The sequence below is a fragment of the Megasphaera massiliensis genome, assembly GCF_036305205.1.
Classification (GTDB): domain Bacteria; phylum Bacillota; class Negativicutes; order Veillonellales; family Megasphaeraceae; genus Megasphaera; species Megasphaera massiliensis.
Window position 1 is genome coordinate 55,577 of record NZ_JAXIXE010000014.1, and the last position, 24,707, is coordinate 80,283.

23 protein-coding genes and 2 tRNA genes are annotated in these 24,707 nt (G+C 51.3%); 4 read left to right on the forward strand and 21 right to left on the reverse strand.

Annotated features, from left to right (window positions below):
• Positions 1-29 precede the first annotated feature (29 nt).
• Positions 30-914 (forward strand): LysR family transcriptional regulator, encoded by an 885-nt coding sequence (locus UCI88_RS02295; RefSeq protein ID WP_256179875.1) that lies wholly within the window; start codon positions 30-32, stop codon positions 912-914.
• Here UCI88_RS02295 and thiF read toward each other — a convergent pair.
• The 11 genes from thiF to UCI88_RS02350 all read right to left on the reverse strand — a co-directional run bounded on the left by thiF (position 886) and on the right by UCI88_RS02350 (position 12,270).
• Positions 886-1,683: a sulfur carrier protein ThiS adenylyltransferase ThiF gene (thiF, locus tag UCI88_RS02300; RefSeq protein ID WP_044504383.1), complete on the reverse strand. Its 798-nt coding sequence runs from the start codon at positions 1,681-1,683 to the stop codon at positions 886-888. The two genes, UCI88_RS02295 and thiF, sit on opposite strands and share 29 nt — an antisense overlap.
• A gap of 114 nt (positions 1,684-1,797) precedes the next feature.
• The gene (locus tag UCI88_RS02305) at positions 1,798-1,971 is read right to left on the reverse strand and encodes a hypothetical protein (protein WP_176698850.1); all 174 of its coding nucleotides are present in this window, start codon (positions 1,969-1,971) and stop codon (positions 1,798-1,800) included.
• 149 nt (positions 1,972-2,120) lie between these two features.
• Positions 2,121-2,627, reverse strand: coding sequence for an anaerobic ribonucleoside-triphosphate reductase activating protein (nrdG, locus tag UCI88_RS02310; protein ID WP_256179876.1), 507 nt, complete (start codon positions 2,625-2,627; stop codon positions 2,121-2,123).
• Positions 2,628-2,640: 13 nt separating this feature from the next.
• Positions 2,641-4,791 (reverse strand): anaerobic ribonucleoside-triphosphate reductase, encoded by a 2,151-nt coding sequence (nrdD, locus tag UCI88_RS02315; protein WP_044504385.1) that lies wholly within the window; start codon positions 4,789-4,791, stop codon positions 2,641-2,643.
• 260 nt (positions 4,792-5,051) lie between these two features.
• A complete protein-coding gene (locus UCI88_RS02320) occupies positions 5,052-5,762 on the reverse strand; it encodes a tRNA threonylcarbamoyladenosine dehydratase (protein ID WP_256179886.1) in 711 nt (236 codons plus the stop codon).
• Positions 5,762-6,127 (reverse strand): VOC family protein, encoded by a 366-nt coding sequence (locus UCI88_RS02325; RefSeq protein ID WP_044504387.1) that lies wholly within the window; start codon positions 6,125-6,127, stop codon positions 5,762-5,764. The genes UCI88_RS02320 and UCI88_RS02325 overlap by 1 nt, the downstream gene beginning before the upstream one ends.
• A 16-nt stretch (positions 6,128-6,143) precedes the next feature.
• A complete protein-coding gene (locus UCI88_RS02330) occupies positions 6,144-6,626 on the reverse strand; it encodes a YbaK/EbsC family protein (RefSeq protein WP_044504388.1) in 483 nt (160 codons plus the stop codon).
• A gap of 70 nt (positions 6,627-6,696) precedes the next feature.
• Entirely contained in the window at positions 6,697-9,741 is a 3,045-nt protein-coding gene (locus UCI88_RS02335; RefSeq protein WP_256179877.1) for an AAA family ATPase, read from the reverse strand.
• Positions 9,738-10,889 carry an exonuclease SbcCD subunit D gene (locus UCI88_RS02340; RefSeq protein WP_256179878.1) on the reverse strand — a complete coding sequence of 384 codons (1,152 nt, stop codon included), beginning with the start codon at positions 10,887-10,889 and terminating at the stop codon, positions 9,738-9,740. The genes UCI88_RS02335 and UCI88_RS02340 overlap by 4 nt, the downstream gene beginning before the upstream one ends.
• Before the next feature lie 22 nt (positions 10,890-10,911).
• A complete protein-coding gene (locus UCI88_RS02345; protein ID WP_256179879.1) occupies positions 10,912-11,748 on the reverse strand; it encodes a deoxyribonuclease IV in 837 nt (278 codons plus the stop codon).
• Positions 11,749-11,859: 111 nt separating this feature from the next.
• Entirely contained in the window at positions 11,860-12,270 is a 411-nt protein-coding gene (locus tag UCI88_RS02350; RefSeq protein WP_044504392.1) for a Fur family transcriptional regulator, read from the reverse strand.
• 206 nt (positions 12,271-12,476) lie between these two features.
• On the opposite strand from UCI88_RS02350, the gene UCI88_RS02355 reads away from it, so the two are divergent.
• Entirely contained in the window at positions 12,477-14,642 is a 2,166-nt protein-coding gene (locus UCI88_RS02355; protein WP_044504393.1) for a Tex family protein, read from the forward strand.
• Between the two features lie 68 nt (positions 14,643-14,710).
• On the opposite strand, the gene UCI88_RS02360 is transcribed toward UCI88_RS02355, so the two are convergent.
• From UCI88_RS02360 to UCI88_RS02405, 10 genes are all read right to left on the reverse strand, one after another.
• Positions 14,711-15,985 carry a zinc ribbon domain-containing protein gene (locus UCI88_RS02360; protein WP_256179881.1) on the reverse strand — a complete coding sequence of 425 codons (1,275 nt, stop codon included), beginning with the start codon at positions 15,983-15,985 and terminating at the stop codon, positions 14,711-14,713.
• 65 nt (positions 15,986-16,050) lie between these two features.
• The gene (locus UCI88_RS02365) at positions 16,051-16,974 is read right to left on the reverse strand and encodes an alpha/beta hydrolase (RefSeq protein WP_256179882.1); all 924 of its coding nucleotides are present in this window, start codon (positions 16,972-16,974) and stop codon (positions 16,051-16,053) included.
• Positions 16,975-17,122: 148 nt separating this feature from the next.
• Positions 17,123-17,214, reverse strand: a tRNA-Ser gene (locus tag UCI88_RS02370).
• A gap of 53 nt (positions 17,215-17,267) precedes the next feature.
• Positions 17,268-17,344 (reverse strand) — tRNA-Pro (locus UCI88_RS02375).
• A gap of 98 nt (positions 17,345-17,442) precedes the next feature.
• Complete coding sequence (locus UCI88_RS02380; protein WP_044504396.1) at positions 17,443-17,859, reverse strand: C-GCAxxG-C-C family protein; 417 nt, start codon at positions 17,857-17,859, stop codon at positions 17,443-17,445.
• Between the two features lie 176 nt (positions 17,860-18,035).
• Positions 18,036-18,386 (reverse strand): 50S ribosomal protein L20, encoded by a 351-nt coding sequence (gene rplT / locus UCI88_RS02385; RefSeq protein WP_044504397.1) that lies wholly within the window; start codon positions 18,384-18,386, stop codon positions 18,036-18,038.
• A 45-nt stretch (positions 18,387-18,431) separates the two neighbouring features.
• Entirely contained in the window at positions 18,432-18,629 is a 198-nt protein-coding gene (gene rpmI, locus UCI88_RS02390; protein ID WP_044504398.1) for a 50S ribosomal protein L35, read from the reverse strand.
• A gap of 16 nt (positions 18,630-18,645) precedes the next feature.
• A complete protein-coding gene (infC, locus tag UCI88_RS02395; RefSeq protein WP_071822351.1) occupies positions 18,646-19,158 on the reverse strand; it encodes a translation initiation factor IF-3 in 513 nt (170 codons plus the stop codon).
• A 165-nt stretch (positions 19,159-19,323) separates the two neighbouring features.
• Entirely contained in the window at positions 19,324-19,554 is a 231-nt protein-coding gene (locus UCI88_RS02400) for a DUF1653 domain-containing protein (RefSeq protein WP_044504400.1), read from the reverse strand.
• Positions 19,555-19,615: 61 nt separating this feature from the next.
• Positions 19,616-20,251, reverse strand: a complete 636-nt coding sequence (locus tag UCI88_RS02405) for a hypothetical protein (protein WP_256179883.1) — start codon at positions 20,249-20,251, stop codon at positions 19,616-19,618.
• A gap of 1,649 nt (positions 20,252-21,900) precedes the next feature.
• Here UCI88_RS02405 and UCI88_RS02410 point away from each other — a divergent pair.
• Positions 21,901-23,085: an acetyl-CoA C-acetyltransferase gene (locus UCI88_RS02410; RefSeq protein WP_044504405.1), complete on the forward strand. Its 1,185-nt coding sequence runs from the start codon at positions 21,901-21,903 to the stop codon at positions 23,083-23,085.
• 207 nt (positions 23,086-23,292) lie between these two features.
• Positions 23,293-24,474 (forward strand): acetyl-CoA C-acetyltransferase, encoded by a 1,182-nt coding sequence (locus UCI88_RS02415; RefSeq protein ID WP_062412290.1) that lies wholly within the window; start codon positions 23,293-23,295, stop codon positions 24,472-24,474.
• The last annotated feature ends 233 nt before the right edge of the window (positions 24,475-24,707 follow it).

The window sequence follows — 24,707 nt, forward strand, 5'->3', positions numbered from 1 at the left end:
TAATGAATAAGGTACAGGGGGTAGGTACTATGGATACGGCACGTTATAAAGCCTTTTTAGCAGCCGTCGAAACGGGAAGTTTTGCCGCTGCGGCCAAACAACTAGACTACACCGTATCCGGTGTCAGTCAACTCGTAGCGGCTCTTGAAAAGGAAGTCGGTTTTCCCTTATTGCTCCGCAGCCGCCATGGCGTCACCTTGTCGCCAAATGGCGAGCGCCTATTACTTCCCATCCGACAGCTCCTCAGTGAAGAGAAACGAATCGAGGAACTCTCCTCAGACATACGCGGCCTATTGACGGGCAGCCTCAACATCGCCGCCTATTCCAGTGTCGCTACGCACTGGCTTCCTAAAGTCATCGGCCGCTTTCAAAGGGATTATCCCCAAATCAAGATTCACTTGATGGAAGGCATCCGTCAGGAGGTCACGGCCTGGCTCGACGACGGCACGGCCGACATCGGTTTTCTCAGTTATCAGGAACCCATGCCTTACGACTGGATTCCCCTTTCTGACGATGAAATGGTGGCCGCCGTCCCACCCGACCATGAATTGGCCCCCAATGGCCCCTATCCTCTTTCCCGCTGCCAAAAAGAAACGGTCATCATGCCGGCCCTCGGGAAGGACGACGACGTTTTGCATCTCCTAAAAAAAAATAATCTCCAGCCTCGTATCGGTTATACGACGCTGGAGAATGCAGCTGCTATTTCGATGGTCGAAGAAGGACTCGGCATCTGTATCATGAACCGCCTCATTACCCGGAAACGGGTGACGTCAGCCGTCCTCCTGCCCCTCGATCCGCCGGCATCCATTACTCTCGGCATCGCCTTTCTTCCCGGCAATGCCGCCTCTCCGGCGGTTCGAAAGTTCGCCCATTACGCGACAAAAATTACAAAACGTCTACCAGGAGCTGAATGATGAGATTGGCTTCGTGGGCCGCACAGATGGCGACACGAGGGGCCATGAGTCCCCGGCCGGGTTTGGCATTTCGCGTCTGATCGCCGCATACGTAGAAACGGTCCATGATTTTCTTGGTCTGGATTTCATTGCTGTCGCCGTAGCCGGCCATGCCCGAGGCGGAGACGATATATTTATCGGGACACTGTTCCAACACGGTGTGAACCAACATCGTCTTAGCATCGGGGTTGTCAAAGGCTTCGCAGACGATCTGGTCATCTTGTAAGAGGTCGGCCGTATTGTCTTCGGTCATGCGCACGAAGTCCGTACGGACGTCGATAAAGGGATTGATATCGGCAATCTGCCGAGCTAATGCATCGGTCTTACGCTGCCCCAAGTCGCGGACCATGTAGGACTGGCGGTTCAGGTTGCTGGCATCGACCGTATCGAAGTCGATGAGGTGCAGGTGCCCGACGCCGGTCCGTGCCAAATAGACCGCCGCATTAGAACCGAGTCCGCCGAGACCGCAGATGGCAACCCGGCCGGCACTGACCTTTTCATGGACTTTCGGCGTGTGGCGGGAACACATCATGGCCTCCAAGGCTTCTTTCGGCGGCAGCCGGTCTTTAGGGATAAAATAGATTTCATCGCCGTCTTGTAAGGGTAAATTTTCTGTCGTCGCAAAACCGTTGACGATGGTGATTTCCTGGCCCTTACCGTGGGCATGTTTCAATTCTTCTAATGAAGACCAAGGGCCGTCGACGCGGGCCCCATTCAATAATAATTGCATCGTATCCACCTCTCGTGAGCAAAATAAAAACGCACGACGATTGACACCTTGCGTGGTGTCCCCGTCGTGCGTTTGCGTTCTATGACTGTAGTGTACTCGTTTTTATCGTACGTGTCAATCTTTCTTTTCAGCCTTATCGGCCTGTGCGCCCTCTTTCAGCCGTTTCAGTTCGCGCTGTTCTTCCGGCGGAAGGGACACGCCGCAGCATCCGCCTGTCGAATTGCTGGTATAGCCTTTCATAACTTCGCTGACGACATTTTTTAATTTTTTAACGGAATCGACTACCATAATAAGCCCCCCTCAACGTCTGTTTGACGTTACAAATGCAAGGAAATAAGAACGTCTATTTATACTTATTATATCAAGAAAGGCTTACGGTGTAAATCATATTAGCCAATACTCATTACTTCTTATAGTAAAAATCCGGAAAAGGCGGATTATCGTCCGTCAGGCCATACGAGAGTGATCTCGCCGGACTCACGCGTCTTCTGAAGGTCGATGATGCGCTGGTTCGACGAGCCTCTGAAATAGAGTCCCGGGTCTTTCAAAGCGTCGACGAAGGGGCCGTCGACGAGGACGTCGCACTGATCGAGGAGGGCCTTTTTTTGCGGATCCTGAATAATTTCATCGTAGGTGAAGCCGGAGTAGACCCAGACGGATTTGTCGGGCAAGACCGCTTTGATTTCCTGAATCAAAGGCGTCAGGCCGTCGGTATTTTCCATCGGTTCCCCACCGAGGAGGGTCAAGCCGCTGTTAGTCGGCGCCTGAAGCCAGGACAGGAGCTGTTTCTTTTCTTTGTCGGTCCACTCTTGGCCAAACTTAGCATTTTGGTATTCCGGGTTGAAACAATTGAAGCAGTTTCGCGAGCAGCCCGTCACGAAGAGGGTCGAGCGAATGCCGGGCCCGTTAGCGATATCATATTGTCTCATCTGTGCATAATGCAACGAAAGTCACCTCTTATATGTGGAGGACACGGTTGTTGATTTCCTGTGTCCGCCCTTCATTCCAGAAATTTTCGCCCAAGTAGCCGCAGGTCCGGCGGATAACCGTCAGTTTGTTGCGGTCCTGATTATGGCAGCGCGGGCATTCCCATTGGTTGTCGTCGTTAAGGATGATTTCACCGTCAAAGCCGCATTCGTGGCAGTAGTCGAGCTTGGTATTGAATTCGCCGTAGGCAATATGGTCGTAAATATACTGGATCATGGTAAGAACAGCCGGGATATTATGGGCCATATTGGGGATTTCGGCGTAGCTGATGCAGCCGCCCGTCGATTTGTCTTCAAAATCGGCTTCGAAGGAGAATTTATCGAAGACGTTGATCGGTTCGCGGACGTCGACGTGATAGCTGTTGGTGTAGTAATCTTTGTCGGTAACGTTGGCAATGGAGCCGAAACGAGCCTTATCGATCTTGCAGAAACGGTTGGTCAGGTTTTCAGCCGGCGTACCGTAGAGGGCAAAGCCGATGTTCGTTTCCTTCTTCCACTTTTGGATATGGGCGTTGAGGTCGTCCATGATGCGCATGGCAAACTTGCGGCCTTCCGGCGTCGTGTGCGAGCAGTGCTTGGTCAACATCGTCGCTTCGTACATGCCGATGTAGCCTAAGGACAGGGTTGCGTAGCCGCCGTAAATGAATTTTTCGATCGTTTCACCGGGCTGGAGGCGGGCAATGGCACCGTACTGCCAGTGGATCGGCGATACGTCAGACGTCACCTTCTTCAAGAGATTGACGCGAAGGAGGAGGGCTTTTTTGCACAGTTCCAAGCGCTTGTCGAGGATCTGGAAGAATTTTTCTTCGTCGCCATCGGCGAGAATCCCGATTTGAGGCAGGTTCAAGGAGACGACACCCATGTTGAAGCGGCCGTCGAATTTATAGTTGCCTTCGGCGTCTTTCCAGGGGCTTAAGAAGGACCGGCAGCCCATGGGACTGAAAACGTTGCCTTCATAGGATTCGCGCATCTTCTTGGCCGAAATGTAGTCGGGATACATCCGTTTTGCCGTGCATTCGGCAGCCAATTGGGTCAGGTAGAAATAGGGGCTGCCTTCGCTGACGTTGTGTTCGTCGAGGACGTAGATCAGTTTCGGGAAGGCCGGCGTGACGTAGACGTTGGCGTCGTTCTTAATGCCCTGAATGCGCTGACGCAGGAGTTCTTCATCGATGAGGGCCGCTTCCTTAGCGTATTCGTAATCGGGCTTAAAGTACATGAACAAGGTCACAAACGGAGCCTGGCCGTTAGTCGTCATGAGGGTATTGATTTGATACTGGATCGTCTGGATGCCGTCTTTGATTTCTTTCTTCGTACGCTTCCAGGCGATTTCTTCGGCTTTTTCCATGTCCGGTTCAATGCCGTAGACTTCGCGCTGTTCTTCGACGACGGCGCTCATGTATTTTTTGAAGGACTTGCGGACGTAAGGAGCCAAGATGCGGTCGATGCCGTTGATGGACTGGCCGCCGTACTGGCCGCTGGCGACTTGGGCGATGATCTGGGTCGTAACCGTGCAGGCAACCTGGAAGGACTTCGGCGTGTCGATTTTCTTGCCGTTGATGACCGTACCGTTGGCCAGCATGTCTTCGAGGTTGATGAGACAGCAGTTGAACATGGGCTGAATGATGTAGTCCATGTCATGGAAATGGATGGCGCCGCTGTCATGGGCCTGGACGATGTCGGCCGGAATCAATTTACGGCGGGCAATGTCTTTGGAAACTTCGCCGGCAATGAGGTCACGCTGGGTCGAAACGACGTGGCCGTTCTTATTGGAGTTTTCATTCAGGACTTCTAAGTTGGTGTTGTTCAACAGGCCAAAAACGTCGTTGTCCGTCGTATTGGTCTGGCGCTTAAAGGCCTGGATGGCTTTGTAGTTTTCATAAGCCCGGGCCGTGGCCGGATTGTTGTACTTCAAGAGGCGATAATAGACCTGATCTTCAATAGCGTAAATGGTCATGTCCTTATGAATGGATGCAGCATATGCTTCGATTTCACCTGCAATCTTCGCAGCCTGGCCTTCTTCGTATACGCCGCTGCTGCTGTTCATGGCCTTTTCAATGGCGATGGTAATTTTGTCCCTGTCAAAAGGCACTTTTTGTCCGTTTCTCTTGATTACTTCCAGCATATGTCTACCTCCACAGTATATTGTATAAAAATGTCCACAAGTCCCGCGTATCCCACAATATATACGATTTCGGGGCCGATATTTACAAGATTTATGATACTATATATAGTAGGTCGTGTCAACGCGCAAATACTCTATCATGTTGTGGACAAGTATGCTCCGATACTTATCAAAATCGCCGAAATACCGTGAAAATATCGTAAAAAAAGACTGCGATTTTAGATCGCAGCCTTTGTGTATAAGATAGGTAAAATTTTATTTTAATCTAAATCGAGGAGGTCGCGGATGACGGCACCGGCTAAAATCATACCGGCTGTGGCCGGCACGAAGGAGATGCTGCCCGGGCTGGGACGAAGTTCTTCGCTGTCCGAGATGGGCGTACGGGGTACTTCCGTCGAATAGGCGACTTTGATGCGGCGGATGCGGCGCTTCTTCAATTCATGGCGTATGATTTTAGCCAAGGGATCGACGGATGTCTTTTCGATGTAGTCGAGCTTGAAGTACTCCGGATGGAGCTTGTTGCCGGCCCCCATGGAGGAGACGACGGGGATTCCGCTGTGGTAGGCTTCGTCGATGATGGCGATCTTGGCACTGGTCGTATCGATGGCATCGACGACGTAATCGGCACCGGATTTGGCGATGAAACCTTCATGGCTTTCGGGCAAGTAGAAGGTGGCATGGGTTTCGACGTCGATATCGGGATTGATGGTAAGCAGCCGTTCTTTCATGACCTCTACCTTGGATCGGCCAATCGTGTCGACGGTGGCGCCTAACTGGCGGTTGAGGTTCGACGGGTCGAAGACGTCGGCATCGACTAAGATGAGATGGCCGACGCCGGCTCGCCCTAAGGCTTCGACGACAGCCGATCCGACGCCGCCGACACCGAAGACGAGGACTTTCTTGGTATTGAGCTCATCGACTTTATCCTGACCGATGAGGCGGGCTGTCCGCTGGGTATATTCTTTCTTCATCATCCACGCTCCGGAATGATTTCCAGCCAGTAGCCGTCGGGATCGACGATGAAGTAGATACCCATAGCCGGATTCTGATAGACGACGCAGCCCATTTCCTTATGTTTGGCCAAGGCAGCATCCATATCCTTAACGGCAAAAGCCGTATGGAATTCGTTGTCGCCGAGGTTGTACGGTTCTTTACGGTCTTTGAGCCACGTCAATTCCAGTTGAAATCCCGTAACGCCGTCACCGAGATAGACGATGGTGAAATCAGGATTTTCAATGCGGCGGACTTCCGTGAGGCCCAAAGCTTCTTTATAAAAGTCCATGCTGCGCTGGAGATCTAATACATTAAAATTGGTGTGTTTAAACGTAAACTGCATGGTGTAACCCCCTTTGTTAAATGCTTTCTTCCTGCCAGACCTTGGACACGTCGACCCATTCGAGAGCCTTCGAATAGGTCATCAGCTCATCCAGGGTCAATTCGATGGCGCTGTTGGCCGTGCCGCAGGCCGGAAAGACAGTGTGAAAACGCTTGAGTGATTCATCGAGATACACGTCGACGCCGGGATTGATGGCAAAGGGACAAACGCCGCCGACGGGATGGCCGATGAGACCTTCGACGTCGTCCGCTTTGATCATGGACGCCTTTTTATGGAACCTCTCTTTGTACTTATGGTTATCGACGCGGGCATCGCCGGCAAAGACGATGAGGATCGGCTGGTCACCGACCAGAAAGGACATGGTCTTGGCAATGCGCCGACCTTCCGTATGAAGGGCTGCTGCCGCTTCTTCAACGGTGGCACTGGACTCGGTCAGTTCCATGACTTTGTCTGCCATTCCCCACTGAGAAAAATAGTCGCGTACTTTTTGAATGGACATTCCGTCCCTCCTCTCTCGATTATGCCTTATTATATACTTTTTCCGTCAATTCAACAATATAGAGACGAGCTTAGGAAAATTCAAAGGACGACGTACTGCCTCGATCGGTTTTATGAATGGCCAGGCGGGCGTCGATGCGCTCTTTTAATTCCGGCACGTGGGAAATGATGCCGACCAGGCGGCCGCCGCTCTTAAGCGACGCCAGGGTCTTTAAGGCATAGTCCAAAGTCTCACTGTCGAGGGTGCCGAAGCCTTCGTCGATGAAGATGGCATCGAGGTGGATGCCGCCGGAATAAGCCTGGACGACGTCGGCCAGCCCAAGAGCCAAGGACAGGGACGACAAGAAGGTCTCGCCGCCGGACAGGGTGTTGGCCGGCCGGGCATAGCCCGTATAGTTGTCGTAGACTTCGATGTCGAGGCCGATCTGTTTAACCCTTTTATCATCCCAACTTTGGGAACGCTGCAGGGTATAGCGCTGACGGCTCATGGCCTGGAGCCGTTCATTAGCGGCGGCCAAGACGTCGTCGAGGAGGGCCCCTAAGACGTAGCGCTCGAAGTTGATGCCCGTCTGTTTGCCAGCAATGAGGTCGTAGACGGCACCGACGGTCTTATAGGCTTCGACGAGATCCGCTTCGTCCTGACCGAGGGCCAGTAGCTTCTTCTTTTCCTGCTGCCATTGGGAGAAGGTCGCCGACAGACGTCCCCTTTCTTCGGCAAGATCGCGGCTCGTCTTTTCAGCTTCAGCCAAGTTTTTCCCCAAAGCAGGGACATCGGGACGTGGCTTACCGTCGATGGCTGATTTTTCCTGTTCGAGCTGGCCTCGTACTTGCTGCAGCTTGGTCTCATATTGACGGACTTCGGCTTCCAGGACGGGAATATCCTTTACGGACGGCTGCATGTCCCGGCAGGCACGAACGGAGGCAAAGCCCGCTGCCAGTACCCGTTGGCCGAGGTCGTTATAGTCCTGTTTGAATCGACTGCGCAGGGTCAGGACCTGCTGGGTGAGGCTTCTGGCTTCTTCCTGGCGCTGAGCTCCCTGACGTTCACAGCTTACCAGATGATCCCGGCTTTTCTGAAGAGCTTCTTCATAGTCTTTAAGGTGCTGCGTCAACTCGGCCAGACGGCGGCTGAGTTCCTTGGGATTGCGATAGGCCTCGGGCAGTTCCGCTTCCAAATGGGCCTGGGTCTCGCCGGCCTTGACGGCTCTCGTTTTGGCCTCTTCTAAGGCCTTTCTTGCCGCTTCTTCGGCCGCTTCCCATTGGCTGAGTTTCGTCTCGCCATCGGAAACGGCCTTGCGAAGATTTCCCCCTTGGGCCAGGGCCTTTTCAAGGTCTGCCTGTGTCTTTTGCGCCGCTTTCAATTCAGCTTCCAGTTCTTTCAAGGAGACGTCTTGCGGATACTGCTGACGGAGATGATCGTATTGACCTTCTAAGGCTTTATAGGCCGTTTCGGCAGCCTTGGTATCAACTTCCAGCTTTTGCCGCTCCTGTTCGCTCGTTTCGGCTGCTTTTTGCCGCCGTTCGACGTCGTCCCGCGTCGGTAAATCCTCGGGCGGAATGGCAGGCGTAGGATGATCCGTCGCCCCGCAGACCGGGCACGGCTTCCCGTCGATAAGTTCCGATGCCAAGACGGCAGCCTGGGCTTGTAAGAAGGAGGTCCGGACGCTTTCATAGTCGACGCGGTCGTTCCGTGCCTTTTGAGCGGCTTTTTCTAACGACTGCTGAAGCTGCTGCCACTGTTTCTGACTGTCTGACTTCTGAAAGGCCAGGGCAGCTGCTTCTTTTTCTCGCGCTACCCTTTCTTCCAAGGTCCGGCACTGCTGCTTCACCTGTTCAGCAAGAACGGCCTTTTCAGACAAGGCCGACAAGGCGACGCGGGCTTTCTCTAAATCCTTTTTCCCCGATTCTGTTTCGCCCTTAGCCTTCTTCCAGGCCTGTTCGGCAGCCATTGCTTCTGACCGAAGCTTTTGGACCTGTTGGCACTGGTCGTAGTAAGAATCGGCTTTGCCCTTGAGATTGGTCAGCTTGATTCGTTCTTCTCCGGCCGCCTTATAGGCTCCTTCCTGCTTAGAAAGTTTTTCCATCTTCTCGTTAGCGGCCTTCAAGTCGACAGCCGCCTGCTGTGCCGCTTCATTGGCTTTGTCAGCAGCCTTGGCGGCAGCCTTCCCTTCCCGTTCCAGCTCATCGAGGTGGCGGCAGGGTTCGGCTAAGACCTCGGCTTTTCTCAAGACGTCAATCTTATTCCGCTTATCCTGAAAAACCCCTGCTTGGCCATCGAGATTGGCTGCTTCCTGCCGTTTCTGCTCCCACAGTTTCCAGTGGGCTTCCAAGGCCTGGGCTGCCTGAAAGTCTTTCTGCCGAGCACTGCGCTCAGCTTCGGCTTTGTGCCACTTTTCGGACACGGAAACTTCCTGATCCCGAAATTCCTGCTCTCGTTCCGAAAGTTTCCCTTCATCGTCGACGCCGAGATTGAGCAAACATTGTTCCCGATCGCGGGCCACCTGTTCATGGCGTTTTTCCAGTTCGTCATGGCGTTCTTTAGCCAGGGCCTGGAGTCTGGCATAGGACTGGGTATGAAACAGGGTCTGCATGATCTGCTGACGCTCGCCGGAGTTTGCCAATAAGAGTTTTCGAAAGTCGCCCTGCGGCAGGAGGACGACCTGGCGGAACTGATCGGCTTTAAAGCCCAAGAGCCCTTCGACGGCGGCGTTGACGTTTTTAGCGGCCAAGAGTTTTTCATCAGCCCCGTCTTCATCGGTTTCATACAAGGCAGCCTGGGCCGAGGCCTTCTTCAGCCCGTCGCCTCTTTTTTTGGCGATCTGTTGTTCCGGACTGCGGTCGATGCGGTAATATTTCTGGCCGATGGCAAAGCGGAACGAGACCGACGTCGGCTCATCCGGCGTGGCATATTCGCTGCGCATATAGGAGCCGGTGCGGATGTCGCCGCTGGTACTTCCGTAAAGGGCGTAGCAGATGGCATCGAGGATGGTCGTCTTACCGGAGCCGGTCGGTCCGTAGATGAGAAATAATTTATGGTCCTTCAACCGGCGAAAGTCGACGATTTCCACCCCGGCATAGGGGCCAAAGGCCTTCATTTCTAAGTAAATGGGAATCATGATAAGCCCCCTTGTTCACGTTTTTCTAACTCGTTCCACAACTGGCGGACGCATTCTTCTTCGGCTTCGGTCAAGGGCTGGTCGGGCCGCATGGCCTTGGAGAAGCTGTCAAAGAGTTCCTGTCCCGTCGACTGTCTGAGATTAAAATCCCGCTGTCCGCCACCTTCTGTATTGCGATTGGGCATTTCAAGGGCCATGGCGTTGGGGTATTTTCGCCGCAGTTTGGCCATGCCGTCGAGGATTGGCTGTCGATCCGAAAGGCGTACCAAGATAAAATCGTCAGGCCGATCGTCGGAAGCTGCCATGACGTCTTCAAAGGAACCGCTGACGATGCGCACGTCGTGGCGGGGCGTAAATTCATGAAAGACGGGATCGGCCTTGCCTTTTCCATCGAGGTCGACGACGACGGCCCCTTTTTTCTGTCGGGCTTCGCCGAAGGAATATTTCAGCAAACTTCCGGCATAGCGGATGGTCGGCAGCGTAATCTGCTGCGGTCCGTGAAGATGGCCCAGGGCCGTATAGGAAAAGGACGTGAACAAATCGCTTCCGACCTGGTCACTGCCGCCGATGGACAAGGGCCGCTCCGAGTCGCCGGCAAGGCCGCCGGCTACAAAAGCATGGGCTGCGCAAACGGTCCGCATGCCGCGGGGAATCTTTTCCTGCTGCCACGAAAGAAGGGCGCAAAGGGCCGCCTCATGGCTGCGAAGGTTGTCATCGCCCAAGAAATGGCGGACGACGGCCGGTTCTGCATAAGGGGCCAATAAAAAGGCGACGGGGCCGTATTTATCGTCTAACACCACAGGATCCGTCATGCGGTCTAATTCGCCGGCGATATAAAGGCCCTGGGAGGCCAGAAGGCGGCTGGCAAAGGACAGGCGTGCGGCGCTGTCATGATTGCCGCTGATGACGAGAAACGGGACCTTTAGTTCGGCCGTGATTTTGGTCGCCATTTCATCAAAGAGGGCGACCGCCTCCGTCGGCGGAAGGCTCCGGTCATAGACGTCACCGGAAAGGACGACGGCGTCGATTCCTTCGTCTTTAATGAGAGGCAGGAGCTGAGTTTTTAATACATAGTCCTGTTCTTCCGTCAAATACGATCCATAAAATAGTTTTCCTAAATGCCAGTCGGCAGTATGTAGTATACGCATAAAAAGTCCCCTTTATCTACGTTTATTCCGATCGTTGTAAGGAGCGAAGCAGTGCAATTTCCCGCGCATAGCCGTCGAGTTCATTGGGCGTCTCTAAATAAAACGGCAGGGCCCGCAGGGCCGGATGATTGACGATGGCATCAAAGGCGGCAATACCGATATGGCCCTCACCGATTTTCTCGTGGCGGTCTTTATGGCTGGCCAGTTCGTTCTTGCTGTCGTTGATGTGGACGGCCTTCAGCCGGTCGAGACCGATGACCTTATCGAAGGTCAAGAGGACGTCGTCGAGCTCATGGACGATGTCGTAGCCGCCGTCAAAGACGTGGCATGTATCGAGGCAGACGCCGATTTTATCATTCATAACGGCCTTATCGATGATGGCCGCCAATTCTTCAAAGGTCCGCCCGACTTCCGTCCCCTTGCCGGCCATGGTTTCTAAGAGGACTGTCGTCTTCTGAACGGCAAACATGCAGGTATTGAGCATGTCGGCAATGAGGTCGATGCCCTTTTCCGGCCCTTGGCCGACGTGGCTGCCGGGATGGAAATTATAACGGCAGTTATCGAGGTATTCCAGGCGGCGCAGGTCATCGGCCATGGCCTGACGGGCAAATTCCCGTGTCTTTTCGGTCTGGGAACAGCCGTTTAAGGTATAAGGAGCGTGGGCTAAGATCGGGGCAAAATGGTGTTTCTTCATGAGTTCATTCAAGGCTTCCATATCATCGATATCGAGCTTTCGCACCTTGCTTCCCCGCGGATTGCGCGAAAAAAATTGGAACGTATCGGCTCCTATAGATAAAGCTTCGTCACCCATATGCAAAAATCCTTGTGACACCGACAGGTGACAACCAATATGCAGCATAACATTTCCTTTCTTCTCGTTGAGACGTATACTATCATTATATATAAAAATACTGCCGCACAAAACCGACAGGTCTCGTGCGACAGCAGCGAAAACAGACGTTACAACCTATTACGATTTTTCCCGACATTTCGGGCACACACCGACAAACGAAACACTTACACCATTGACCGTAAAACCAGTCTGTTCGGCAGCCAACTGACTCAGATGCTTCTGATCCAAGTCGATATCCATGACGCGGTTGCACTTCTCACAGCGAATGTGAGCGTGAGGGTTCGTGTTATAATCATAACGATGGGCATCTTCTGCACATTGCAAGACTTGTACGACACCTATTTTAGCAAAAATTTCCATGGTTTTATATACCGTGGCCATACTCATAGACGGGTAGTTCGGCTGTAAGGTTTTGTAAATAGCTTCGGCATTGGGATGCATCGGGTTGTGAATGATCGCATCATAGACAGCCAGCCGCTGCGGTGTGACTTTATAACCGTTTTTTCGCAAAACTTCAGCAATTTCCATTTTTATCCCCCTTTCTTTGAAAAGTATGGTATAATAAGATATTCTAGCTTTATTCCACATGGACTTACATGAGTAATTTACATGGTCAAAAAATAGAATATCCTTATTATATTGTAACGGTTATTAAGAGAAAATTCAATGACTTGTGTAAAGTTTCTCTTACAAAATAAGCAATCTTAACTATACATTATGGAGGGAATGAATTCATGACTGACGAAACGATGATTATTGAAATTGCCCGTACCCTCGGCGTTCGTCCTCAGCAGGTGCAGGCTGCCCTCTCCCTTCTCGACGAAGGAAATACGATTCCCTTCATCGCCCGCTATCGAAAAGAAGCGACGGGAACACTGGATGAAGTCCAGCTGCGCTGTATCCAGGAACAGTACGCCTATGAACAGGCTCTGGCCAGCCGCAAAGAAACGGTACGCCAATCGATTGAAGACCAGGGCTGCTGGAATGCCGAACTGGAAAAGGCCCTTTCCAAAGCCCGTCAGCTCCAAGAAGTCGAAGACATCTATCTTCCTTATAAACCAAAGAAGCGTACCAAGGCATCCATGGCCTGTGACGCCGGCCTCGAACCCCTGGCCAAGCTCTTTGCTGAGCAAAATCCCAAAGGACCGTCTCCGGAAGAAGCGGCCAAGGCCTTTCTTAATGATGATGTCCCGACAATCGAAGACGCCATCCAAGGGGCGGCCAATATCTTAGCCGAACGGTTCTCCGAACGGGCTGACTTCCGTCAAAAACTGCGCCGCAGCCTCTGGCAGGAGGCCCGCTTAACCTGCAGCCTCCAAGTCGAAGAAAAAGACGCCGGCCCCATGCTGACCTACGCCGATTTTAGCGAACGCATCACCCGTCTTCCGAGCTACCGCATCTTGGCCATCAACCGCGGCGAAAATGAAAAGAAACTAAAGGTCACGATCAAGGAACCGACAGACAAGCACATCGACATGCTGTGCCGATTAGTCATGGAGCGCCATTCGCCGTATGAAGCCATCATCAAGAGTGCCGCTGCTGATAGCTATAAGCGGTTAATCTTCCCGCAAATGGATCGGGAAATCCGCAATGAACTGACGGCCCAGGCCGAAAAGCAGGCCATCGACGTCTTTGCCGAAAATCTCCGCCACCTCCTCTTGCAGCCGCCCTTTGAAGGACAAATCATCTTGGGCCTCGACCCCGGATTTCGCACGGGCTGCAAGGCCGCTGTCATCAGTGCCACCGGTCGGGTCCTCGACTACGGGACCTATTACCTGACCCATTCGGAGGCGCAGAAGAAAAAGAGCGCCAAGGATTTGGCCAATATGATCCGCCGCCACGGCGTCACCCTCATTTCCATCGGCAACGGGACGGCCTCTTATGAAACGGAACAATTCGTCTCCCAGCTCATCGAGAATTACAACCTGAGCTGCCGCTACGTCATCACCAATGAAGCCGGCGCTTCGGTCTACTCGGCATCGGAATTGGCTCGGGAAGAACTGCCCGACTTGGACGTCACCATCCGCGGCGCCGTCTCCATCGCCCGCCGCATCCAGGATCCCTTGGCCGAATCGGTAAAAATCGATCCCTCTTCGATCGGCGTTGGCCAGTATCAGCACGACGTCAACCAAAAAGATCTGGCGACGGCCCTCGATCAGACCGTAACCTCTGTCGTCAACTACGTCGGCGTCGACCTCAATACGGCCTCAGCCGCCCTCCTCCAGCACATCGCCGGTCTCACCACTTCGACGGCCGGCAACATCGTCACCTACCGCAACGAAAACGGTCCCTTTAAAAACCGTCAGGAACTTCTAAACGTTCCCCGCCTGGGACCGGCTACCTTTACCCAATGCGCCGGCTTCCTTCGCATCAAAGACGGCGAAGAGCCCCTCGACAATACGTCGGTCCATCCCGAATCGTATGACCTGGCCGCTCAAATTGCCGGTCAGTACGGCCTGACCCGCGACGATTTGAAGGAACCGGAAAAAATGGCAGGCCTACGCGATAAGATCCAGTGCAACGCCGCCCCGAAACTGGCGGCCTCCCTCGGTGCCGGCGAGCCGACCATCAAGGATATTCTGGAAGAACTCCGTAAGCCCGGCCGCGACGTCCGCAGCGAGTTCCCAAAACCCCTTACCCGCCAGCACGTCATGTCCCTCGCCGATCTCAAGGTCGGTACCGTCGTTCGCGGCACGGTCCAGAACGTCGTCGATTTCGGTGCCTTCGTCGACTTCGGCATCAAGACGCCGGGACTGGTCCACCGATCCCAGCTCAGCAACCATCCCTTCCGTCATCCCACGGACATCGTCCACACCGGCGACATCATAAACGCAGAAATCATCAGTGTCGATGCCGACCGCGGTCGCATCGGACTTTCGATGAAAAAAGTAAAACAATAAAAAGAAATCAAAAAAGAGGTTCAGCGATCATCGTGTCGCTGAACCTCTTTGGTTATGGAGAAAGTTTCTTACAGGCTGTTCCACTCGCTGTTCAATTTGTCATAGCGATCGGTTGCCGCTTGGCCGCGCTGGAAGCCCGGACGGTAGTCTTCGCCCTTCTGACTGGAGCTGACACCATCATAGAGGCCGCGAAGCCGATCCTGCTGGGCCTTAAACAAGGCATCGAGCTTGTACTTCATAGCCGTATTTTCGATGGACGAATCGCTTTCGAGCTGACTGCGGGTCTTAGAAATCTGGAGGTACAAGGTATTGGCCCGGTTGTTGAATTCCCGGCTGTCTTTGAAATCCTTGTGATCCTTCAAATAGTTGTTGATATCATCGGTAAGCTTATTGATATCGTCGTTGAACAAGTCCTTACTGCTGGCGTAGGATGAGAGAATCTGCTTGTCCGGATTGGCCTTTGCCTTCTTTTCTTCCTCATCCTTCTTTACTTTTGCCACATATTTTTCGAGGTAGGAAACGGCAGCATCGTCGTCGACGGCGGCCGTAAAGTCAGCCCCCGGGATTTGGATGGTGCGGGCGATTTTCTTGGCATTCTGGGACTGGGTGAGCATATCATTCAGTTTATCGTTAACGGCGGCATCGGTCGGCGCCTTGGCGATGGCAATGGCCTTATCGTAGAGAGCCATCTGATTTCGCATGACTTCGCGGATGGCCTGGTCATCGCTGGCATATTGGTCGGGGATCTTTTGCGGATTGTAATTCTTGGCTATTTTTTCCACATTAGCCCGACTCGTTTCCAGCGTCTTAATCAGCGACTCGGAACCATTCCCCTGGCCCTGCTGACTGAGGAGTTTAGCGGCATCGGTGACCGACTCATTTTCTGTCGTCAGCTGCTGTGAGAGGGAGACGGCGTCTTTCGTATAGTCATCTTGATGAGCCCCGTAAAAATACATGCCGATAACTCCGGCAATGACCACGACGAAGGCAATGATGAAGCCCACAATGGCTTTGCCGTGGCGGGCATAAAAGGGCTTTTCCTGAAATGGCGGCGGTGTCGGTCGGACGGGCGGCACCACAGGCGGCAGGTCCCCGTCAGCCGACATTTCCGGATGTTCGACGGCTTCTACCCGATCGTGATCAAAGGTTTCGGTCCCCGTCTCTTCGTCGATAATCGGTTCCTCTGGGGCTACCCGTTCGTGATCAAAGGTCTCAGTCCCCGTTTCTTCATCGATAACGGGTTCATCCAGGCCCATTTCAGGGAGTTTAGCTCCACAAAAAGGACAAAAGTCTCCGTCCACGTCGACCCATTTACCACATTCCGGGCAAAGGCGTTTTTTCATAAAATGACACATCCTTTCCGTATACACAAGCAGACTTTTTTTATTTCTATTATAAGCAATTCCTTTCAATCATGCAAAAACATTGCCATGCGCTTATAGGTATCGTCGATTTCCTCGCAGCAAATCTTTTCAAAGTTGAGGTAGGAATGAACCATATTGTCGTAATTATAGGTCTCCGCCCGAACGCCGAGGTCCCTGAGGCGGCGGATGTAGTCCAAACCTTCGTCATGAAAGGGGCAAAAAGACGTCGTAACGACAAAGGTTGACGGCATGGACGGCGTCAACTCGCCAAAAAGGGGCGACGCCGCCATTTTTTCGTCACGCCCCCGGAAGAACTGGTTGAAATACCAGGTCATTTTCTCCGCCGAAAATCCCGTTTCCGGGCAGCAGTTTGCCTGGCACGACGGAAAGGAACCGGTAAAGTCAAGGAGGGGATAGATCAAAATCTGATGGCTCAAGGGAAAGTCTGTCTCATGCTGCAGTTTTTGGCTGACAAAGGCGGCCATGCAGCCACCGGCACTGTCACCGCACAAGGTTACATCCCTTTCGTAGGCAATGTTCTTGGCCTCCAAAAAGGAAAGAGACTGCCGGGCCACGGCTAAGGCATCGTCGTAGGCGGCAGGATAGGGATTTTCCGGAGCCAGGCGATATTCCGGAGAGATGACGATATGGTCCGTCGCCTTGGCAATCCGGCGGCAGACGGGATCATAGACCGAGACCGTATCGATGACGAAGCCGCCGCCGTGGTAATAGACGAGGACCGGCAGGGGCCGACTCGTATGGGGAATGTAAACGCGAACCGGCACCGGATAGGCCGGGCACCCGTCAAGGACGCCGTCGACGACGGCCGCCATCTCAACTTTGGGCAGCATCTGTTCCTGCGCCGTCCGGAGCGATACTTCCCGCATCGTCACGGGCGTCATTATAAAATCCTCCACCTGATGGGCAGCGATAAAAGCTGCCACTTCCCTTTTGATAGCACTCATCATAAGCCTTCTTTCCCTCTGTTATGGTTTCTTATTTTATCATAAAAGAATCGGCCTGTGAACCGCATTTTCCGGCAACCTTTCTTTTTTAGGCAACAAAAAAAGACTGTCCATGAAAAAAGTTCATGTGACAGTCTCTTATGGCGTCGTATGGCGGAGAGCGTGGGATTTGAACCCACGATAGAGCGTTCGCCCTATACATGATTTCCAATCATGCTCCTTCAGCCGCTCGGACAGCTCTCCGCGTCTACATACCCTTTGTTGTATCTTCGGGATAAATACGGATATGTAAAATATGGTCGGGGCGACAGGATTTGAACCTGCGACCTCTTAGTCCCGAACCAAGCGCGCTACCAAACTGCGCTACGCCCCGTTGACCCGACTTGTTTATTGTACCATATCCCACAAAAAAGTCAAGAAAATCGGGGCATTCATCCGACTCGGCCGCACCGGTAACATGAATCAAAGGCCCTAGGCCAATTTCTTCTCGCGAATGAAATCAACGACCATGACTGCCGTATCGGCCATCAAGGTTTCGCAGGACACGGGACCGCCATTGGCCGGGCTCTTTAACACACGACAGCACGTCGCTTTGAAGCGGTCGCTCCAAATTTTCTGAAATTCCCGAACGGGCTGATTGATTTCAGCCTTTGTCTTTTCCTCGGGCTGCGTCCGGCCGACGAGACTGCCTAAGACGAGACAGGCTCCGTTCAAGGCCCCGCAGAGACAGCCGGAGCCGGCAACACCGCCGCCGAGGATGGATACCATGCGCAGCGTTTCATCGGGCAGATGCAAAGCCAGGCTGTCATTACAGACCTTGACCACCGTTTCTGCACAGTTATTGCCGGCCTTATGATAGGCCACGGCCAGTGTTCTTATATCTTCCATCGTATGTCCTCCTTGCTCTTTCTTATAGATCTATCTATATTGTACCTGTTTCCCTGCAAGATGGCCAGACTTTGTCGCAGGAACGTCCTCGTCCCCCTGGCCGCCTATAAAAGGGCATAAAAAGAGGATGACGACAAAATGATTTCCACTTTGTCGTCATCCTCTTTATGTTAAGATTACTGAGCTTTGGCAACTTCGACGAGTTTCGTGAAGGCAGCAGCATCATTGACAGCAAGATCTGCCAACATTTTACGGTTTACAATGACACCGGCTTTGGTCAGACCATAGATGAAACGGCTGTAGCTGAGGCCGTTTGCACGGGTAGCTGCGTTGATACGAGCAATCCACAATTTACGGAATTCGCGTTTCTTGGCACGACGGTCACGACGAGCGTAGTAGAGCGCTTTCATGACGCTTTCGTTAGCTTTTTTGAAGAGACGGCTGCGGGTACCGCGATAGCCCTTAGCCATTTTTAAGATTTTTTTATGACGAGCGTGTGCTGTAACGCCAACTTTGATTCTTGCCATTAGTCTATTCCTCCGAGTCTATGTCAAAAAATTTACTGTCTGTAATTAGATGAACGGGCACATCTTGCGAACGACGCCGGTCATGGACTGCGATACGAGTGCAGCTTTTCTCAGGTTACGTTTCCGTTTTGCAGTCTTGCTTTCCAAGATATGGCTCTTGTACGGTTTCATGCGTTTGATCTTACCTGTAGCAGTTGATTTAAAACGTTTTGCCGCGGCACGGCGGGTTTTGATTTTCGGCATAATAATTGTCCTCCTGTTACTTCTTGTTGACAGCAATGACCATGGTCATGTTTCTGCCTTCAATTTTAGGTTCTTTTTCTACATGGGCGGTGTCTTTCAATTCATCAGCGAATCGAACCAGCAAATCACGGCCCAGTTCCGGATGGCTCATTTCACGGCCGCGGAACATGATGGTAACCTTTACTTTGCTGCCTTCACCCAAGAAACGCTGGGCAGCTTTCATTTTAACGTAGAAGTCATGATCTTCGATATTGGGACGAAGCTTTACTTCTTTCAATGTCAAGACCTTCTGTTTTTTCTTAGCTTCCTTTTCGCGCTTCTGCTGTTCATAACGGTACTTTCCGTAATTCATGATACGGCAGACAGGCGGCTTGCCATTCGGTGCGACTTCTACTAAGTCCAAACGCCGTTCTTCCGCAATCTGACGGGCAGAACGAAGAGACATGACACCGAGCTGTTCGTTAGAATCACTGACCACGCGAACTTCACGGGCTCTGATTTGATCGTTGATACGTAATTCCTTACTAATTGTCTTTCACCTCCGAATAAAAAAAGAACGGATAGCATGACTATCCGCTCTACGTTTCCGTCATAGACCCTAGTGACACCATCGTCGTGTAAGGTGAGAAGCGGATAGCTTCTGCTTTATTTTCAACATTCTATATTATATCAGCACTTTTCGAAACTGTCAAGATTATTTAATCTTAACGAAGCGATATTCCTGTTCCGAACGAGGATATTTTTCCTTGTCGACTTCGCTCATAAAATCTTTCAACGGGCGGGCATAGGTCTTCATCGTATCATGCAGGGCTTTGTAGATAACGAACTTTTCACCCGTTTCCGTGTGTTCGGCAAGCGTAATGATTTCATAAGTATTGTTTTTAAAATGGCGCCACGTTTCATGCGCTTTCGGTAAGTCTCTCATCAGTGACCCTCCTAATATCATAACATTATAAGCTGTGTAGTAATTATACCATAGATCAGCCTTATTTCAATGGTTCGACCGGTGCCGCCGCCATGGTTTTTGCCGGAAGCTCGGCAAGAGATTTCTGAGCCGCCGCCGCGTCGATGCGGGCACTTTCCTGTTCGGCCACATCGATGCCCAGACGCAGTTTCGCTTCCTTCTTAATGGCCTTATAGAGCCCGTTAGGAAAATCGGCAACGGCCGTCGTTACGCCGCGGGGAAAGACGGCTTCCCGTTCGAGGGTATAGCCTTCAGGATAGAGACGGGAGCAGCGGGGATGATACATGTCGACGTACAGCCGGTCGGCAAAGTGACCGCTGACGTTGGTCAGTTCAAAAACATGGATGCGCCCGATCTGTCCGACATTATGAAAAAAGACCATCGATCCTGTCCGCCGCAGGCGCAGGCGCGACAAGTAGACGAACTCTCCACTCGGCCCGTTGACGGGAATGGGATTGGTCACATCATGGCCAAATCGGCCGTAAGCCCCGCTCACCTGATCACAGTCTTCGCCGGCAAGTACTTCTCGGGCAAGTTCCGCTGACAAGGCCTCGTTTTGCAGCTGAGGTGAATTAAAGATCTGCAGGGCACGGTCATAAATCTCTTCGCTCTTCGTGCGCTGCTGCTCTTTAAAAAACGCGTCGAAAAATCCCATCATATTCCTCCTAATATTATCATACAATGGGCCGCAGTCTTAACGGTATATAGGGGAGACTGCCGCCCTTTTCTTTATTATATTCATTATAGAACATTCTTTACGCTCCTGCCAATACTTATCTCACCATTATCTTATTTTATTTTTTTAAGTCACACCTTTATTTAAACGTAAAATTTAACATTTTTCGGTTTTGAATAAATAATCATTTTATTCACTTTTTTCTTGATTTATTTTTTCTTGAGAAATGATTATTTTGCCTAATACGCGAAAATATTTTTCCGCTTTTCGCTTGATATTCTCTATTTTATGCGCTTATTTTTGCATTCAAAGCATATTGACCCCCTACAATTGCATTTTTCAGCTATTGATTTTATTTTAATCACGCGTTATTATATTTATAGATAAAGAGATCAAACACCAGCCGGTCATTATCCAGTAACAACTTAAAATATTAGGCTGGCATATTATAAAGAAGAAATGAGGGAGAATCATGAACTTAAGTGCAAACGCAAAAATCATTATTTCCATGGGTGCTTTGCTTTCGTACAGCTTCATTGCACACCTTCTTTAATATGTCCGACTGTAATGCCTGAAAAAGCGACCTCACGTATTGTGGAGTCGCTTTTTTAGTTGCCATTTTCAGTTCTATCATCACCATTTGAGCTTTGTACCCATTCCGGTCTCCGTCCCCCCTTGCCATATATAAAGAATAATATATTACTAACTATCACTAACACAGCCAAAGAACGTCCCCATCACGAAGAGTCTTATAAAGATTATATAAATAACATATCAGCTGATGGAATGCAGGAGAGAGGCAAGTAAGAGACAACGACCAACAAAAAGGCCCTGTGTGAACCATACCCGTAACATGGTTCATACAGGGCCTTTAAAATTCTATCGGGCATTCAGAGCGTCAAGCCAATCAATACGATACAGACAATCACAACGATCAGATCTCTTACGGTCTGCTTATATTCACGATGATTGTAGTAAGACACAGCGGCATGGAAGATTGTCCCGAACATTACATAGCTCACTAAGATACGTATGTTCTCGATGAAGGTTCGCGGATCAATTATATTTATCAGTCCAATGCTTATAATGCCAAAAAGTAACCATGCTATCACGTGTGCATCTACCTGCCTTTCAAAGTTAATATGTGTCATCAAGTCTCTATATAACTATACAGACGTTTTGATGTGCTGTCTAGGTGTGGCGCTGTGATTGTAATGGCTAGTACAATTTAGCGCAGGCCTTGATAGTGCGTATAGGCACGATGAGCCGAATAGAACCGCAAGCGTCAATCGTGTGCAACGGGACAAAGGGCCTACTAAAGATTTTGTCATCCTAATGTGAGGCATGTTTCCTTAAAATGATATGCATGGCGAACTATTCGGGGTGTTCATTCTTCTTTTCGCTGTCTCTTCCTTTATCATGATTATTCGGCACAGCAAAAATCCATTTTGCTCTTGCATTTACTTGTGAAAAAATGTACTATATAGACATGGAGATTGTGAAATTTAGAACTCAAATTCTTCATTTCAACGTAACCCCCAAGGAGCTGCGTAAGCGGCGGCTCCGTCAATCAAGGCTATATACTATATTATTCTATATTTTGTTTCATGTCAGAAAGGATGGTTTTTCTAATGAGAGATGCTGTTATCGTAAGTGCTTGCCGTACGGCCATCGGCAGCTTCAATGGCCAATTCGCAGATATTACCGCTGTAGACCTCGGTATTGCTGCGGTTACTGAAGCAATCAAACGCGCAGGTGTCCCTGTCGATCAGATCGACGAAGTCATCATGGGTCATGTACTCCAAGCCGGTTGCGGTGAAAACACAGCCCGTCAAGTTGCCCTTCATTCGGGTATTCCCCAGGAAGTTCCAGCTTTCACATTAAATAAACTCTGTGGTTCCGGCATGCGTGCCATTTCCTTGGCTTCGCAGCAGATTAAACTCGGCGACGCTGATATCATCGTTGCCGGCGGTATGGAATCCATGTCCAATGCTCCCTACTCCATCGCGAAAGGCCGCCGCGGCTATCGCATGGGTAACGGCGTTCTCGAAGATCTTCTTCTTCGTGACGGCTTGATCTGCACGGAAAACAACTATCATATGGGCGTAACAGCTGAAAACGTATCCAGCCGCTTTGGCGTAACGCGTGAAGACCAGGATAAATTGGCTCTCCGTTCGCAGCAGTACGCTTACAAAGCTCAGCAGGAAGGCAAATTCGACAGCCAGATCGTACCGGTTACGGTTCATAAGAGAAAAGGCGACGTCGTCATCGACAAAGACGAATTCATCCGTCCGGACTGCACCATGGATATGCTCTCGAAACTCCGCCCGGCCTTCATTAAAGACGGCACGGTTACGGCCGGTAACGCTTCCGGCATCAACGACGGCGCAGCTGCTGTCGTCATCATGTCTGCTGACAAAGCCAAAGAACTCGGCATCAAACCGCTGGCTCGCATCATCGATTGGGCTTCGGCTGGCGTAGATCCGGCAATCATGGGTATCGGCCCTGTTCCGGCTGTTCGCAAAGTCATGAAGAAAACGGGCATGACCGTCGATCAGATGGACCTCATCGAATTGAACGAAGCTTTCGCAGCTCAGTCCGTATACTGCTGCCGCGAACTCGGCCTCAACATGGACAAAGTCAACATTCACGGCGGCGCTATCGCTCTCGGCCATCCGATCGGCTGCTCCGGCGCTCGTATCATCGTCACCTTGCTCTACGCTATGGCTGAACCGGAAATCAACGGCCGCTATGGTCTTGCTGCTCTTTGCATCGGCGGCGGCCAGGGCACGGCTGTTATCGTAGAACGCCTGTAAGTTTTTACCCCCCTATTCCCTAATAGTAAGCAATCAAATGTATAGACTACGTAATTTTCTGAACGTGGTCTATACATTTCCTTTTGGAGGGTGTATTATATCATTATCTGGTATCATCATTATGATGATGCTTTTCGCGGCGCATTCGCCTCATACCGATGCGTCCCATTTATTTCATACGTAAAAAAATCTCAAGGAGTGATTCCAATGAAAGAAGTAGTTATCGTAAGTGCTTGCCGTACAGCTATCGGTAAATTCGGCGGCGGTTTCAAAGATACCCCGGCTGTTGAATTAGGTGCTGTCGTTATCGCAGAAGCCCTCAAACGTGCCGGCATCGAAGGCAAAGACGTCGACGAAGTCGTCATGGGCAACGTTCTTCAGGCAGCTCAGGGCCAGAACCCGGCTCGTCAGGCTATGATCAAAGCCGGCATGCCCATCGAAGTTCCGGCTCTTACGGTCAATAAAGTCTGCGGTTCCGGTCTTCGCTGCGTATCCTTGGCAGCTCAGATGATCAAAGCCGGTGACGCAGACGTCATCGTAGCCGGCGGTATGGAAAACATGTCCATGGCTCCCTTTGCCGTTCCTAAGGGCCGTTACGGCTACCGTATGGGCAACGGCGTCCTCGTCGACACCATGATCAAAGACGGCTTATGGGATGCTTTCAACGACTACCACATGGGCATCACGGCTGAAAACGTAGCTGAAAAATTCGGTGTTACCCGTGAAGATCAGGACGAAATGGGCGTCCGTTCTCAGGTAAAAGCCTGCGAAGCTATTAAGAGCGGCGCTTTCAAATCCCAGATCGTTCCGGTTACGGTCCATCAGCGTAAAAAAGACGTCGTCATCGACACGGACGAATTCCCGCGTGAAGGCACGACCATGGAAAGCCTGGCTAAATTGAAACCGGCCTTCAAAAAAGGCGGTACCGTAACGGCCGGCAACGCTTCCGGCATCAACGACGGTGCTGCAGCCTTCGTCGTCATGTCGGCTGACAAAGCCAAAGAACTCGGTCTCAAACCGATGGCAAAAATCGTAAGCTATGCATCGGCTGGTGTCGATCCGACCATCATGGGTACCGGTCCGGTTCCTTCGTCCCGCAAAGCCTTGGCGAAAGCCGGCCTCGAAGTTAAAGACCTCGACCTTGTCGAAGCCAACGAAGCTTTCGCAGCTCAGGCGGTATACTGCTGCCGCGAACTCGGCTTTGATATGGATAAAGTCAACATCCACGGCGGCGCTATCGCTCTCGGCCATCCGATTGGCGCATCGGGCGCCCGTATCCTCGTAACCTTGCTCTACGGCTTGAAAGAAGTCGGCGGCAAATACGGCTTGGCTACGCTGTGCATCGGCGGCGGCCAGGGTACGGCCTGCATCGTCGAAAACATCGACTAATCACCCTTGTAAAAACTGCAAAGAGTCTCGCATGCATGATGGTGCGGGACTCTTTTTTATCGTGTTTTTTCCGATCGAAAAAAAAATCATTTCTTGTCTCAAAACTTTCCATTTCTTATTGACGTCTGACCCTAATATTGATATACTTATCCAGTCGCAAAGAGGATTCATTTTTACTGGCTTATGGTTCTGAGGCTTGCTCAAAGATGAATCCTCTTTTTTCGTCCTTTTAG